The 323-nt window shown below is 51.4% G+C and carries 1 rRNA gene; it reads right to left on the bottom strand.

Annotated features, from left to right (window positions below):
* Positions 1 to 323 (bottom strand): 23S ribosomal RNA (locus WH85_RS46380); the annotation flags it as partial.

Genomic DNA, 323 nt, shown 5'->3' with positions numbered 1-323 from the left:
CGGTACTAGTCCGCTATCGGTCACCAGGAAGTATTCAGCCTTACCAGGTGGTCCTGGCAGATTCACAGCAGATTCTAGGAGTCCGCTGCTACTCGGGAACACTGCAAAGAGGCTTAGAATTTTCGTCTACCGGGCTCTCACCGTCTACGGCTGGCTTTCCCACACCATTCGACTAACCATAAGCTTTGTAACTCTTCGAACACATGTCAGTATGTTCAAGCAGGTCCCACAACCCCGAATACGCAACCCCTGACAGGTATCACACGTATAAGGTTTAGGCTACGTCCGCTTTCGCTCGCCACTACTCACGGAATCACGTTTGT

Source organism: Actinoplanes rectilineatus, from assembly GCF_000962825.1.
Lineage (GTDB): Bacteria > Actinomycetota > Actinomycetes > Mycobacteriales > Micromonosporaceae > Actinoplanes > Actinoplanes rectilineatus.
This window is presented reverse-complemented; position numbering and strand designations above follow the sequence as displayed.